The organism is Aestuariirhabdus litorea (assembly GCF_003864255.1).
GTDB classification, from domain to species: domain Bacteria; phylum Pseudomonadota; class Gammaproteobacteria; order Pseudomonadales; family Aestuariirhabdaceae; genus Aestuariirhabdus; species Aestuariirhabdus litorea.
Genome location: NZ_QWEZ01000002.1, coordinates 1,227,771 through 1,241,045, shown reverse-complemented (window position 1 = coordinate 1,241,045; position 13,275 = coordinate 1,227,771). Strand labels below are relative to the sequence as shown.

At 59.5% G+C, this 13,275-nt stretch carries 12 protein-coding genes; 2 read left to right on the top strand and 10 right to left on the bottom strand.

What is annotated here, in order from left to right; genetic code table 11:
- The 8 genes from D0544_RS15845 to D0544_RS15810 all read right to left on the bottom strand — a co-directional run bounded on the left by D0544_RS15845 (window position 1) and on the right by D0544_RS15810 (window position 8,082).
- Window positions 1-2,259, bottom strand: a complete 2,259-nt coding sequence (locus tag D0544_RS15845) for a mechanosensitive ion channel family protein (RefSeq protein ID WP_125017861.1) — start codon at window positions 2,257-2,259, stop codon at window positions 1-3.
- Window positions 2,260-2,346: 87 nt separating this feature from the next.
- The gene (locus D0544_RS15840) at window positions 2,347-2,676 is read right to left on the bottom strand and encodes a hypothetical protein (protein ID WP_125017859.1); all 330 of its coding nucleotides are present in this window, start codon (window positions 2,674-2,676) and stop codon (window positions 2,347-2,349) included.
- 167 nt (window positions 2,677-2,843) lie between these two features.
- Entirely contained in the window at window positions 2,844-4,307 is a 1,464-nt protein-coding gene (locus D0544_RS15835) for an ATP-binding protein (protein WP_164880952.1), read from the bottom strand.
- 1 nt (window position 4,308) lies between these two features.
- Window positions 4,309-5,016, bottom strand: a complete 708-nt coding sequence (locus tag D0544_RS15830) for a response regulator (RefSeq protein ID WP_125017856.1) — start codon at window positions 5,014-5,016, stop codon at window positions 4,309-4,311.
- A gap of 104 nt (window positions 5,017-5,120) precedes the next feature.
- Window positions 5,121-5,669 (bottom strand): hypothetical protein, encoded by a 549-nt coding sequence (locus D0544_RS15825; protein WP_125017854.1) that lies wholly within the window; start codon window positions 5,667-5,669, stop codon window positions 5,121-5,123.
- 123 nt (window positions 5,670-5,792) lie between these two features.
- On the bottom strand, window positions 5,793-6,437 hold the full coding sequence (locus tag D0544_RS15820) for a substrate-binding periplasmic protein (protein WP_125017852.1): 645 nt from the start codon (window positions 6,435-6,437) through the stop codon (window positions 5,793-5,795).
- A 161-nt stretch (window positions 6,438-6,598) separates the two neighbouring features.
- Window positions 6,599-7,366: a substrate-binding periplasmic protein gene (locus D0544_RS15815; RefSeq protein WP_125017850.1), complete on the bottom strand. Its 768-nt coding sequence runs from the start codon at window positions 7,364-7,366 to the stop codon at window positions 6,599-6,601.
- An 8-nt stretch (window positions 7,367-7,374) separates the two neighbouring features.
- Window positions 7,375-8,082, bottom strand: a complete 708-nt coding sequence (locus tag D0544_RS15810; RefSeq protein ID WP_164880951.1) for a Crp/Fnr family transcriptional regulator — start codon at window positions 8,080-8,082, stop codon at window positions 7,375-7,377.
- A 211-nt stretch (window positions 8,083-8,293) separates the two neighbouring features.
- Between D0544_RS15810 and D0544_RS15805 the strand changes: the two genes are divergently transcribed.
- Together D0544_RS15805 and D0544_RS15800 are read left to right on the top strand one after the other, a co-directional pair.
- Window positions 8,294-9,664, top strand: coding sequence for a GntP family permease (locus tag D0544_RS15805; protein WP_125017846.1), 1,371 nt, complete (start codon window positions 8,294-8,296; stop codon window positions 9,662-9,664).
- Window positions 9,665-9,691: 27 nt separating this feature from the next.
- On the top strand, window positions 9,692-10,843 hold the full coding sequence (locus D0544_RS15800; protein WP_125017844.1) for an L-lactate dehydrogenase: 1,152 nt from the start codon (window positions 9,692-9,694) through the stop codon (window positions 10,841-10,843).
- A gap of 50 nt (window positions 10,844-10,893) precedes the next feature.
- Here the strand turns inward: D0544_RS15800 and D0544_RS15795 are convergent, their stop codons facing one another.
- Entirely contained in the window at window positions 10,894-11,616 is a 723-nt protein-coding gene (locus D0544_RS15795) for an ABC transporter permease (protein WP_207905907.1), read from the bottom strand.
- A 44-nt stretch (window positions 11,617-11,660) separates the two neighbouring features.
- On the bottom strand, window positions 11,661-13,250 hold the full coding sequence (gene prfC, locus D0544_RS15790; protein WP_125017840.1) for a peptide chain release factor 3: 1,590 nt from the start codon (window positions 13,248-13,250) through the stop codon (window positions 11,661-11,663).
- Between the last annotated feature and the right edge of the window lie 25 nt (window positions 13,251-13,275).

The window sequence follows — 13,275 nt, the reverse complement described above, 5'->3', positions numbered from 1 at the left end:
CTACATCTCCTCACCGTCCCCCTCTTCGGCCCCATCAAGCTTCTGCTGACGGGCCAGCTCAGCCGCGATCACCGCGGTGGTCGCGGCGGCGGTGGCCTGCTCGACCAACTTTTCCCGCTGCGGGTCGGGGCCGCCTACCGCCGTCGCTGACGGGCCACCGGCTACTGCCGCTGCCGGCTCCGCCGGATGCCCATGTTCGAGTTCTTCGGGTAGCCGAACCCGCACCTCCCGGTGCGCGAAGGTGATGCCCTGCTGCTGCAGGGCATCCCGCACCCGGCGAAACGCCTCGCGCCGGATGATCCACTGCTCACCCGGCTTGCTGGTGAATTTCATACGCACGATCAACGCCGACTCCTCCACCCGCATCACCCCCTGGGACTTGAGGGGCAGAATAAAGCTGGGGCCCATCTCCTCATCCTCGAGCATCTCCTGCCCCACTTTCTTGATGGTTTTGCGCACCTTCTCTATATCGGTATCGTAGGGAAGGCGCAGCTCAAGCTTCATGGTGATCCAGTCCCGGCTCAGGTTTTTCACCGTGGCGATCTCGCCGTAGGGGATGGTTTGCACCGCGCCCAGGTGATGGCGAAGCCGCATGGATCGCATCGAGATCTTTTCTACCGTCCCCCTCAGCCCTCCGGTTTCTATGTATTCTCCACGCCTGAAGGCATCATCGAGCAGGAAAAAGATACCCGAAATCACATCCTGCACCAGCTTTTGGGCGCCAAAGCCCACTGCGATACCGACCACACCCGCCCCCGCGATCAGGGGGCCGATCTCAATCCCCAAACTGTGCAGCAGGGTAAGTACCACGACCACCACCAACACCACCAGGATGAAGCTACGCAGCAGCGGCAGAAGCGTTTCGGTGCGGGTGGCCCCGCCCGCTCCGCCTTCCCCTTCGGGGGCGGCATCTGCGTCCTCCTGCGTCTCCGGCATATGCTGTTCGATCAAAGTGCGCACCACCTCCCACACCACATAAGCCAACAGCAGGATCACCAGCACATCCCCCAGCCGACCCAGCACCTGCTGGCCGCCACGGCTCTGCATCATATCGAAGGAGCCCATCCCCCAGGCTTCGCTGAGGGCGATCAGCGCACCCGCCGCCAGCAGCACCCTGAACCCATTAAGGATGATCGACACCACCCGCGGGGCCCGTTGCGGAAAGCTGCCCACCTGCAAGACAGGCAGTGCCGCAATCCGCGAAAGCAATGCGTATACCAGGCGATCCAGGGCCGGGAACAGCAAGGTAGCCCACCAGGCGAGACTTACCTTGCCCGCCAGCAGGTCGTTATCAATAAAGCGATTGAAGGCCCAGATACCCCACAACAGGAGGATCCATGCGGTGGCCAGAAAAGGCCAGGACTGCGCTACCATCTGGCGAATAGGGGAGGCCGATGAGGCTTCACTCAAGCCTTCGGCAAACATCTGGTTGATGGCCCGCCGCTCTAACCAGATCACCGCCACCACAAACAGGGTCAGCAGCAATCCGCACACAACGACCGCCGCCAGCACCAGCTCACGTTGCAGGCCAAGCGCCAGCAGCATCTCGGACCCGTGCACCATCAATGCGTACACCAGCGCAAAGGCGAGCGTCCAACGATAAAAGCACCTCGCCTGCTCACACTCGAGTGGCAGCGGGCGAATTCCCCGCGCCCAGGGGGCCAGTATGACACGGGCCAGTACCGCAACAAACCGCAGGGTCACCACCACCGCCAGCAGGCTCACCAATAGCAGGCGCGGCGGCTCGCCTGCATCAAATGCGATCACCGGCACCAACAGCGCCGGCAGGGTAAACACCAGCAAGGCCACCAGGCTAAAGAGGCTCCCGAGCACCAGATAACCCAGGCGCACATACCAGCGAGACTCTTGCTGCTGCTCCATCCGTCGACGCAGCGGATCCAGCCTCAGGGTCGCCAGCTTCTCACAGACGGCCCCCAGCGCAAACATCAGCAGCAACAGCCCCAGCAGATCCGTCGCCGTTTCCTCGCCGTTAAAGAGGCTGGCTTTCGCTTCGGCCAGCTGCTGGGGAAGTCCCTGCAACCCCTGCCGCAGGTCGGTCAGCTCCTGTGCGAACCGGTCCATGCGGTCCTGAACCGAACCGACCATCCCTCCCATGGCGTACCCCCCGGCACTCTCCTCCTGAGCCGTTGGCGCTGCCGGTGCGTTGGCCGGGGTCTCTTGAGCCGCGTGGGATGAAATGGCCAGCAGGCCAAAGATCGCCAGCGTCCCGATCGCCAGCGCTCGCCTAAGGGTATTCATAATTAATCCTCATCCTGGAGTGAACCACCGCCGACCGGGAAGGGTCGGAAGCCTGAGGCTCCCGCTGGCTTAACGTCAAAGCAGCCTTTACTGCTGGACAGGATCCAGGCTGCGAATCTCCTGTGCGGCCCGAGAATCGAGCACATTGTTGAATGATCGAATCGTAAACTCCAGCTCGTGCCAGGTGACCTTTTGATCGCCATTGATATCGATCTTGGTGACCTGGTCAGCAATAGAGGGCATCAGCTCGGCGGTTTGCTGGTAGTCGAGATACCCCAGGTTCTGGCTATCGAGGGCTTCAAACTGCGCTTTCATCTTTGCCAAAAACTCGTGATCGATCGTTGCCACTTCGGCAGCAATAACCGTACTCGATACACTGATGGCCACAGCCGCCAGGCAACGCATTGGTTTCAACATAGGGGGGTCTCCATAGAAAACTATTGATTCGTTATCAGCGCCCTGTCCCTGACGCCCTTTGATGCTCATTTTAATCGACATTACCCGGGGTGCCTACAACAGTGTCATAGGCTGGCTTAATTACCGCATCAACTCAGGGCTCCAGGGCATATAAAAGGCCTCGACACCTAGCAAGCAGGGATCTTGACCCGAACCCGGAGTCCCGGATTCAGGTTGGTGGCCACCACGTTGCCACCATGACGCTCGATGGCCCGACGGGCAATCGCGGTTCCCAAACCGGACCCGCTATTCTCCTCTCCGCGGGTTTCATCCACCCGATAGAAGGGCTGGAACATCGCTTCCAGAGATTCGTCAGGCACACCCGGCCCCCTATCTTCAATATCGAGAATCACCCAGGCATCAAGATGACTGACCCGGACATCGATGCTCTGGCCCGCCGGGGAAAAACGGATCGCATTGCGAATAATATTCTCCAACGCACTGCGCAGTGCTTCACCATCCCCCTCGACACTGCTGGCTTTTTCACCGCCCAGCAACACCTCACAACCTCGAGACTGCGCCTCGAAGTTGCAATCATCAACGACCGTTCGCAGCAACGCATCAAGATCAAGTGTTTGATAGGGACGGGGACTGCTATCGATGCGAGACCACTCGATTACCTGCCCGATCAACTGGTTCAAGCGCTGAATCTCGCGCTCGGAGCGGTCCAGCTGAGGGTCGATAACACCATCGCTTTTGTTGCGGGCCAGTGCCAGGGATATCTGGAGACGGGTGAGTGGTGACCTCAACTCGTGGGAGACATCCCGCAACAACCGCTGCTGACCGCTGACAAGGCGTTCCAGCTGGTCAGCCATCACATCGAAGTCCCTCCCCAGCTCTCCAATCTCATCACGCCTGTCGATAAAGGGCTCTCCGGCGCGGGAACTTAGATCCCCTCCCGCTATCTTCTGCGCCGCCAGTTGCAGGTGGCGTAACGGACGGATCAGTGATGCCGACATCAGGCCACTGAACACCCCCGATACTACTATCGCAATCAGCACCGCACTGATATGAGTACTACTCGCATAGAGGATTCGGGTTCCCTGCCAGGGAGGCTCCATACTCATCACCATGCGGTAACTTTCTTCACCAACGGAAAAGAGTCGGGGCCCTACCAGTAGTCGACCCTCAAGCCGGCGAATGATGGGTTCCGTGCTACCACCGTGCAGCGCCATAAAGCGCACCACCTCCGGGGGGGTGTCCTGGAGCAGTGGTTTGTCCTGGAGATCAAACAGGTAGTGATCAAGCAACCGGGTCTGGTTCATTCGCTCGGCCACGAAACGAAGTCGCTCCCTGGAGGGAACGGCCAGCTCGCCCCGGGGCAACATGGGGTGGTGCTGGTTCGTGGGGGAGGACGGAAAAGAGGGAGGAGCATGCCTGCGAGAGTGGGATGAAAAACGCTCTATCCGCTCGGCGGCGTTATCTAGTTTGGCGAGAAGCCCCTGGCGTTCCTCTCGCAGGGCATCGGGATCGAGACTGACAACAATACTGATCGCCACGGCACAGATGATCACAACCATGGCCAGCCAGAACCAGAGGAATATCCTCCAGAAAAGCCGCTGAACGAGAACCGCCGATAGCCGCTGTAACACCTTAATGTCCCGCCCCGGTAGCGATGTAATAGTAACCTGAGCCGCGCACGGTTTTGAACCGAGGAGAGCCGTCTGGCTTGGCACCCAGTTTACGGCGAACATTGCTGACATGCATATCGATGGCCCGGTCGTACTGCACCAGGCGTCGTTCCAGCGCCAGCTCTGTGAGTTCCGCCCGCGAGATCAACTCTCCGGCCCGCTCCAGCAACACCCTCAGAACAATAAACTCCGTGGCGGTCAGCTCGATGGGTTGACCATTACAGGTCACCTCGTGGTTGGCGAGATTCAGCTCTATATCGTCCAGTTGCAGGCGATGGCTGTCATCCGCGGCCAGCGACTCCCCGAACTGTTCAGCACGCCGTAAAATCGCCTTGATACGCGCCACCAGCTCACGGTGATTATAGGGCTTGGGCAGATAGTCATCCGCCCCGATCTCAAGACCGATGATGCGGTCCACATCATCACCCCGAGCGGTCAACATCAACACCGGAATCTCCGATTGTTTGCGGATCCGCTTCAGCACCTCAAAGCCATTGAGTTTGGGCAGGGTTACATCGAGCAGGACCAGGGAGTAGCCGCCTTGCAGTGCCGCCTCGGCACCGGATTCGCCATCGTGAACCGCCTCGACCTCAAAGCCCTCGATGGCCAGATACTCCACCAACAGTTCGCAAAGCTCACGGTCATCGTCGACCAGCAGCAATCGGCTCATTCTCTCTCCTGTTCAAGAACATAAAACGACAGAAGCCCCGGAGGGCTTCTGCCGTGCTCTGGCTGCTCAGTGTCGCACCCTTGCGGCCCGGGGGGAATGGCCTCCTAGCGCTCCACGGGGCCATCGCATCCGGGTCCCATACCGAAGCCCTTACCATAACCCGGGTGCATACCATAGCCACCCATGCCGCCGGAACCCAATCCGCGGTGGTGTTTGCCGTATCCGTAGGGGTGTCCACGCCCATGCATTCCGGCGCGCTGCTCATCGGTCAGCAGGCCCTCCATCGCGGCATGATGCGCGGCACGCATCGCCTGCATCTCAGTGGCGAACTCAGCCTGCTTGTCCGGCGTCAGCCCGTATTTTTTGAGCAGGGCATCGCGCTCGGCCTGATGACTATCCATCAGCTTAAGCACCTGCTCCTGCTGTTCAGCGTCCAGCCCCATCCGCTGCGCCATACGCTCCACGCGACGCTCGCGCATAAACTGCTCGGCTTTGTCTTTCTGCTCATCGCTCAGGTCAAGCGCCTGGTAAAACTCACCCATATGATGAGCACCATAACCACCCATCATTCCACCACCGAAGCCGCCGGGCTGGGCAACCGCTATGGCTGCGCCCCCAAGCAGGGCCGGCACTAACAACCAACGCATTTTCATGATCCTTCTCCTTAACTAATAAATCGTACCGCTTTCGATACAGATTCTAGTGGCTGATCCCTATAGCGTGGTTATGGGGTTGGTAAGGGTTTTGTAAGTATCAGGCCTGAGCCGGCGCCGCCTTCAGGGGTCAGTGTAGAGGCGCTGAATTTCATCCAGCTCGCCACTGGCCGACATCGCCTCCAGCGTCTCTTCGATCATAGCCTGCAGGACAGGGCTGGTTTGGCGGTTATAGATCATCCACTGGTCAACGGTGCGTAATCGGTGGGGCACCATGCGCACCGGTAGACTCCGCTCACGGATCATGTAGGCGACCCCCAGGTCATAATAAAAAAAGGCCATCCCCCGATCCGATTGGGCAACCGCCTTGAGTGCCTCCAGGGGAGAGTGGTAGCGAGCATATACGCTCACACCCGGGGTGCTTTGCAAGAAACGGGCGGAGGCACTGCCATAGAGGGCCGCAATCGGCTTTCCCGTGCCCAGCTCTGCCATTGTGCGAGGGTTCCAGGGGTCGTTTTTATGGACGGCGACCACATTGGATAAGCGGTAGAGAGGTGTTTTGGCATAGACAAAGCGCTTTTCCCGCTCCGCATTACGCTCCGTACCACAGAAAACGAAACCCGGCTCCTCCTCCACCATCAACAGGATGCGCTTAATCGGGGTGAAACCCCTATCGATCTCGACCCGAACCCCCTTGTCGGCGAGACGTGCTTGCAGGCCGGCATAGATTCGGTCACAGAGACCGGGCGACCATTTGCTGTCAGCCATGTACTTGGGCTCGCTATCCTGGCGGAGTAGCCTGACATCATAGGAGCCTTGGCCCCACAGGAGCGAGCTGGCGCAGAGTAACCAGGCGCCCAACACCCCTCTAATAACCCCGCTATGCCGTTTCAACAGCCACCCTCCCCACCGGCTTGCCCTCGGTCAGCCTAATCCAGAAAACGCCGCCCCATCTCGTCCAACTCGCCGGAGTCCTGCATCTCCCTGAGCACCTGTTCCACCGTCTCGATCAGGCGAGGATCCATCTGCCGTCCATAGATCATCCACTGGGGAACCGTGCGAAAGCGAGTCGACACCCTGCGCAGGGGTAAACCGCTCTCCCGGATCAGGTAATTGATCCCCAGATCGTGGTAATAAAATGCCATGTCCCGATCGGGATGTGCCACTGCACTCAACGCCTCCATTGGCGTATGGAAGCGGTCATAAACCTCTGCCCCGGACTCTGTTTTCAAAAACCGCGCCGACGAGGTTCCGTACAGCGCTACCAGTGTGCTTCCATTGGCGAGATCAGACAGGGTTTTCGGGTTCCATGGATTATCCTTATGGACCGCAATCACATTGGATACCTCATAAAGCGGTATTTCAGAGTAGATAAAGCGCTGCTCACGTTCTGCATTACGGCCGGCCCCGCAAAAGATGCGATCCCCCTCATGCTCCACCTGGTAAAGAATGCGCTTGATGGGGGTAAACCCCGCCTCTATCCGGCTCTCAACACCCAGGTCTTTAAGGCGCTCTTGCAAGCGCAGGTACAGTTGATCACAAAGTCCCAGCGTTCCTGCATCGACCGGAAAATACTTGGGGGGCGAGTCCTGACGCATCATCGATAACGGCGGCGTGGGAGGCGAACCCCATAAGGCCGACGAGAACAGCAGAGCAGCGCCCCCCATCACCGCCAAGCTCTTGCTTAATAGCCCCATCCTCAACCTCACTCATCGTAGGCCGGTACACAGTCGACACTGCTGTTGCCGCCCTCCCGGCTCAGACGCCCATAGTCGAGCACCTCGATGCGATTATAGTGACACTTTAGCAAACCCTCTCGCTCCATCGCCTTGAGTTCACGGCTGACGCTCTGGCGAGTCACTCCCAGCATGCGCGAAAGGCTCTGGTGGCTCAGGTGCTCAATATTGCTGACCCCCTGATCGCTGGCCCCAACACTGAAGGCGAGGCGGGTAATCAGGCGCGCCAGACGCTCTCGCAAGCTCAGCACACTGGCCTCTTCGAGGTTGTTCGCAGTCACCCTGAGGCGATAGCAGAAGTAACGGTTCAGCTGGCGAGGGATCTCGGGATATTCATTATAGAGTTGTTCAAAGTCAGCGCGTTTGAGCACCCACAGGCGGGTGTCGGTACCGGCATAGGCATGGTTAAAACGCGGCAGGTCATCGATCAGCCCCATCTCCCCGAAACAGTCCCCTTCGCGCAGCTCCATCAGCTGCAACTCTTTACCCTCACGGGAGATCGCATAAATGACCACCCGGCCCTGCTCTACCTGATAGCACTCACTGGCGGGCTCACCAAAACGAAAGATGGCCCCACCCTGGACCACATCCCGTTGACGCATAGAAGCCTGCACTGCCGCCCTGACGGGGTCGCTCAAGCCGTTAATCCAGTTGTGAAAGTCGATCAGCCGTTTCATGAGGGGTGAAGGTATCCCATCGGGATGCCACAGACAATCTACCCCTCCGGAAATTTGCAATGCAGGTTGCAATCCTGAACATTCCCCCGGTTTATAATGGCTTGTTAATCTTCGCCGGGTCAGTATCCTGATAGCCGACCAGGCCGTTGGCGCAGCGCACCTCATAAAGCGCCGCCCATACAACAACAATAAAATCTTCGTGGAGATCCCTATGGAATATTTTGGTTTAATCGGCAGCGTTGCCCTGCTTATCTGGCTGGCTCTTCGCGGCGTGGATATCGTCTTTGCCGCCCTGGCCTGTTCGTTGGTTGTCATCCTGACCAACGACCTGCCTGTCGCCAAGGGGGTGACGGAGTATTTCTCCTTCGGCCCTCTTGGCGCGTTTACCTTTGCAGGTAAGTTTTTCCTGCTGTTTGCCGCCGGCGCGGTCTTTGGCCGCGTCATGGGTGAGAGCCACGCAGCCTCCAGCCTGGCGATGGCTTTGACCAGGGCTCTGGGTCCACAGCGTACCCTGCTGGTTACCGTTCTTTTCTGTGCTCTCCTGACCTACGGTGGTGTAGTGGTATTTGTGGTGATCTTCGCCATGTACCCCCTGGGCCTGCGCCTGATCCAGGAGGCCAACATTCCTAAACGGCTGTTCTGTGCCGCTATGGCCCTGGGAGCGGGAACCTTCACTCTAACAGCGATCCCCGGCACCCCCTCCATCCATAACGTGATCTCAGCGGTTGCTCTCAAAACAGACCTCTTCGCGGGCGCTACCCTCGGCCTCTTTGGCGGCACCATCATGCTGGTGCTGGGACTCTGGTACCTTGAGCGTCAGCGCAAACTTTCGATCGCTAATGGAGAAGGATTCGAGCCGGGGCCACGGGACCTGATTGTCGATCTTGACAGCAGCGAATACCCCCGCTGGCAGAGCGCCTGTCTGCCCCTGGTTGCAGTACTGGGTACCATCATCCTTCCCCGCCTGCTCAGCATGACGCTCTCCCCTGAAACGCTTCAAGGCGAAGGCGCGCTAATGGACCTGTTACGTTTTGCCAACAGCCAGCCGATTGTCTGGCCCAGCATTGCGCTGTTCGTGGGCAGTGTCCTGGCCGTGATCCTGTTTAAAGCCGTGCGCAATCAGGGGATGATGGTGATGGGCCGAGGGGCACAGGATTCGATCATGCCACTGATCAACACGGCTGCCGTGATCGGTTTTGGAGGAGTCGTAACGCACACCTCCGGCTTTGAAGCCTTTGTCTCTGTGATACTCAACTCCGACCTGCCGCCTCTGCTCTCCCTGTTCGGCTCCGTCAGCCTGGTCTCCGCCATCACCGGCTCCGCCTCCGGTGGCCTGCAGATCTTTATGCAGACGATGGCGCCGGCCTATCTGGAGATGGGCATCGATTCAGAAGTGCTACACCGTATCGCCACCATGGCCAGCGGTGGATTCGACTCCCTCCCCCATTGCGGTGCCGTGGTGGCTATGCTCACCGTCACCCAGTTGACCCACAAACAGGCCTATAAGGATGTTGGCGTGGTAACCGTGGTGATACCGGTGATCGCCACCCTCAGCACCATGGCCCTCTCCACCGTTCTGTAAAACAAGGCAATGCAGGAGACCTTTTACATGATTGATCCATTGAGCATTCCGGTCACCGCCGACGACTTCCGTCGACTGGCCGCACAGAAGCTGCCCCGCTTCCTGTTTGATTACATTGACGGAGGAGCCAACGCCGAGCAGACCCTGAAGGAGAACGTGCAGGACTTTACCCGCCTGCACCTGAGCCAGCGGGTATTGCGGGATGTTAGCAAGGTGAATACCCGCAGTACCCTGCTCGGTCAGGAGGTAGATATGCCTCTGGCATTGGCGCCGGTGGGCATGGCCGGCATGATGCGCCGCCGGGGTGAGGTACAGGCGGTGCGTGCCGCTGCGGCCGCCGGGGTTCCCTTCACTCTCTCCACCGTGGGGGTCTGTCCGGTAGAAGAGGTGAAGGCGGCTAGCCAGCAACCCTTCTGGTTCCAGCTCTATATGCTGCGTGACCGCCAGGCGGTAGTCTCGATCCTCGAACGTGCTCGCCGCGCCGGCTGCGACACCCTGCTGTTTACCGTCGACCTGGCGGTTCCCGGCCTGCGCCACAGGGACGCCCGCAACGCTCTCGAATCGCAAAGCCTGAAGGGCAAGCTCAGCCGTGCCTACCAGCTCGGCACACGGCCGGGCTGGCTGTTCGACGTCGGGGTCAAGGGCAAGCCCCATACCCTGGGGAATCTCAGCGAGTTGCTCAATGGGTCGGAAGATTTTACCGATTACAAGATCTTTGCCAGCTCCCAGTTTGACGCCAGCGTGACCTGGGATGATATCCAGTGGCTAAGGGATCACTGGAAGGGCAAGCTGGTGATCAAGGGCATCCTCGAAGTCGACGACGCCAAGCGCTGCCAGGCACTGGGCGCCGAAGGGATCGTCGTTTCCAACCACGGCGGCCGACAGCTGGATGGGGCCGCTTCGAGTATCTCCAAGCTACCGGCCATCGCCGAAGCGGTGGGCAGTGACCTGGAAGTACTGCTGGACGGCGGCGTGCGCAACGGGGTAGACCTGGTCAAGGCGGTCGCCCTGGGAGCCAGGGGGGTGCTTATCGGCCGTCCCTGGATCTGGGCCATCGCCGGTGGCGGAGAGGCGGGGCTGCGGGCCTACCTCGACAGCTTCCAGAAAGAGGTGGAGGCCACCCTGGCCCTGATCGGTATCGACAGCATCAGTGCCCTTCAACGCGATCACGTGCAATAGCGGGCCCCTTGCTAGAACCCAAAAAACGGCGCCCAGGGCGCCGTTTTTTTTTACGGGCGATCCTCCGCATCCGACGCCCGGGCAGGCCAGACCCGGTAGAGGAAAAACGCAGCCGAAAGCCCAGCCGCGGCGTAGGTCATCAACATCACCATAATCTGGTAGCGAACCGCGATCAACGGCGATACGCCCGAGAGGATCTGGCCGGTCATCATCCCCGGCAGGGCCACCAAACCAACGGCAAAGAGCGCATTGGTCATCGGGATCAGGGAGGCGTTGAGCGCAATCCCACGGGCCTTGCGAGCCCCACAACCACGCTCCCGTTCCGCCCCCATGCGCTCCGCCGCCAGGCTGACCGCGTTCAGTGCATTGGAGAAGATCATGCCGGCGATCGGGATCATCCGCTGGGGGTCATACCAGGGATCCAGCTGCAGCACTCCCTGGGTGACCAGAGCCAGGGTCAGTCCACCCATCAGGCCGATCGATAGCAGCGCCTGCCCGAACAGACGTCCACGTTCGGTCGGCACTGTGCGCAGCGAGATCCAGGCGGATGCGACCAGCATCACCATCAGCACCCCCAGCACCAGCAGTGAGGAGTCCGACAAAAACAGGAAGCTCAGGGCATAGCCGATCAACAGTAGCTGCACCAGCATGCGCGACAGCGCATACAATGCATTCTTCCAGGACAGCGACCAGTAAAACAGCAGGAGAACCAGCGCCGCCACAGGGATGGCCGCAATGGCCAACCGTTCGAAGGGTATGGTTTCAATGCTCATTGGCAGGGCCCCTGAGGATCGGGAGGCGGAGAGTCCGCCTCAGGTTAATGTTCGCGTGTGGAGCGGAAGCGGATATCCGGCCAGCGCTCTTCCGTCAGGCTCAGGTTGACCCGCGTCGGGGCCAAATAGGTAAGATGGCCACCGCCGTCGATCGCCAAATTATCGTGGGCCTTGCGCTTGAATTCCTCCAGCATTCTGGGGTCATCGCACTCCACCCAGCGAGCCGTGTTGACACTGATCGGCTCGTAGATGCAGTCGACCTTGTATTCATCCTTAAGCCGGTAGGCAACCACCTCAAACTGCAGCACACCCACGGCCCCGACGATCAGGTCGTTGTTTTTGCGCGGCATAAAGAGCTGGGTTGAACCCTCCTCCGAGAGCTGTTGCAGCCCCTTCTGCAGCTGTTTCATCTTCAGGGGGTCCTTTAGGCGCACCCGCTGGAACAACTCTGGCGCAAAGTGGGGAATGCCGGTGTACTTAAGGCTTTCCCCCTCGGTGAAGGTATCACCGATCTGGATAGTGCCGTGGTTATGCAGGCCAATAATATCGCCGGAGACAGCCTCCTCCACGTTGGCGCGATCACCCGCCAAAAAGGTAACGGCATCGGCCACCTTGATATCCTTGCCAATACGAACATGTTTCATCTTCATTCCGCGGCTGTACTTACCGGAACAGACACGCATAAAGGCGATACGGTCTCGATGTTTGGGGTCCATGTTGGCCTGGATCTTAAATACAAAGCCGGAGAAGCGCTCCTCGGTGGGGTCGACCTTGCGGACATCGGTATCCCGGGCAATGGGGGCGGGCGCCCACTCCGCCAGGCCATCGAGCATATGGTCGACACCAAAATTTCCCAGCGCAGTGCCAAAAAACACCGGGGTCAGCTGGCCCTGCAGGAACAGCTCCAGGTCAAACTCATTGGAAGCACCGGTGACCAGTTCCATCTCCTCACGCAGCTGCGCGGCAAGCTCGCGGCCCACGGCCTCATCCAGCTGCGGGTTATCCAGCCCCTTGATCGAACGCACCTCCTGAATGGTATGCCCCATCCCTGACTGGTAAAGCAGGGTTTCGTCTCGACCGATATGGTAGACCCCCTTGAACGCCTTGCCGCAGCCGATCGGCCAGCTGACCGGCGCACACATCATGCCCAGCTCATCCTCCACCTCGTCAAGCAGCTCCATGGGGTCGCGCACTTCGCGGTCAAGCTTGTTCATAAAGGTGATGATCGGGGTATCCCTGAGCCGGGTGACCTCCATCAGTTTGCGGGTACGATCCTCCACCCCCTTGGCGGCATCGATCACCATCAGGCAGGAGTCTACCGCCGTCAGGGTGCGGTAGGTGTCCTCGGAAAAATCCTCGTGACCGGGGGTGTCCAACAGGTTCACCACCCGCCCCTTGTAGGGAAACTGCATCACCGATGAGGTGATCGAGATCCCGCGCTGCTGCTCCATGGTCATCCAGTCGGAGGTCGCGGCACGGTCCCCCTTTTTACCCTTCACTGAGCCGGCGACCTGAATCGCCTGGCCAAGCAGCAGCAGCTTTTCGGTAATGGTGGTCTTACCCGCATCAGGGTGAGAGATGATGGCGAAGGTGCGCCGTTTGGCTACCTGCTCAAGAAATCGGGAATCGGACATCAGTAGGGTCTTCTGCTATGGCTAC

Excerpts from the sequence above, each read along its gene's own strand:
- D0544_RS15845 (WP_125017861.1), bottom strand. The coding sequence starts at position 2,259 with ATGAATACCCTTAGGCGAGCGCTGGCGATCGGGACGCTGGCGATCTTT.
- D0544_RS15815 (WP_125017850.1), bottom strand. The coding sequence starts at position 7,366 with ATGGGGCTATTAAGCAAGAGCTTGGCGGTGATGGGGGGCGCTGCTCTG.
- D0544_RS15805 (WP_125017846.1), top strand. The coding sequence starts at position 8,294 with ATGGAATATTTTGGTTTAATCGGCAGCGTTGCCCTGCTTATCTGGCTG.
- D0544_RS15830 (WP_125017856.1), bottom strand. The coding sequence starts at position 5,016 with ATGAGCCGATTGCTGCTGGTCGACGATGACCGTGAGCTTTGCGAACTG.
- prfC (WP_125017840.1), bottom strand. The coding sequence starts at position 13,250 with ATGTCCGATTCCCGATTTCTTGAGCAGGTAGCCAAACGGCGCACCTTC.
- D0544_RS15825 (WP_125017854.1), bottom strand. The coding sequence starts at position 5,669 with ATGAAAATGCGTTGGTTGTTAGTGCCGGCCCTGCTTGGGGGCGCAGCC.
- D0544_RS15795 (WP_207905907.1), bottom strand. The coding sequence starts at position 11,616 with ATGAGCATTGAAACCATACCCTTCGAACGGTTGGCCATTGCGGCCATC.
- D0544_RS15820 (WP_125017852.1), bottom strand. The coding sequence starts at position 6,437 with ATGGCTGACAGCAAATGGTCGCCCGGTCTCTGTGACCGAATCTATGCC.
- D0544_RS15840 (WP_125017859.1), bottom strand. The coding sequence starts at position 2,676 with ATGTTGAAACCAATGCGTTGCCTGGCGGCTGTGGCCATCAGTGTATCG.
- D0544_RS15810 (WP_164880951.1), bottom strand. The coding sequence starts at position 8,082 with ATGAAACGGCTGATCGACTTTCACAACTGGATTAACGGCTTGAGCGAC.
- D0544_RS15800 (WP_125017844.1), top strand. The coding sequence starts at position 9,692 with ATGATTGATCCATTGAGCATTCCGGTCACCGCCGACGACTTCCGTCGA.